This window comes from Phycicoccus jejuensis (genome assembly GCF_000720925.1).
GTDB lineage: Bacteria > Actinomycetota > Actinomycetes > Actinomycetales > Dermatophilaceae > Phycicoccus > Phycicoccus jejuensis.
Genome location: NZ_JOEE01000053.1, coordinates 1 through 452 on the forward strand (window position 1 = coordinate 1; position 452 = coordinate 452).

At 60.6% G+C, this 452-nt stretch carries 1 protein-coding gene; it reads left to right on the plus strand.

Translation table 11 applies throughout. The features are described 5' to 3' along the window. On the plus strand, nt 1-343 hold a 343-nt coding region (locus IG69_RS0119575; RefSeq protein WP_030529839.1), incomplete at its 5' end, for a nuclear transport factor 2 family protein. Between the last annotated feature and the right edge of the window lie 109 nt (nt 344-452).

The window sequence follows — 452 nt, forward strand, 5'->3', positions numbered from 1 at the left end:
CTACGTTCGCGCTCACGATACGAAAGACGTCGATTCGATCATGGCACTGCTCGCGGAGGACGTCCGGATCAGCATGCCTCCTGAGACACCTGCGAGAGGGCGTGCGGAGGCAAGACTATTCTTCTCGACCTTGCTGGCGACCAAGGAGCATCCCGAGTGGCGCCTGATTCTTGGCCAGGCGAACGGTGTCCCTGCTGTCTTCAACTACGTGCGGTCGTCGGAGGACGAGCCTTTCCAGGCTAATTCAGTGGACGTCCTTCGTATTCAGGACGGCGTGATCGTCGCACTGCACTGCTTCCTGGGCGGCCGCCACGTTGAACTGTTCGTTGGCCAAGAGGCGTAGGCGCGTACGCGGTTCGGATGCTCATCCTCGTCCGCGGCCTGAATCTATGACCTACGCTCAACGGCGCAGAGCCGCTTTACGGTGTGCGCGTCTCGGCTCGGTATGGTTT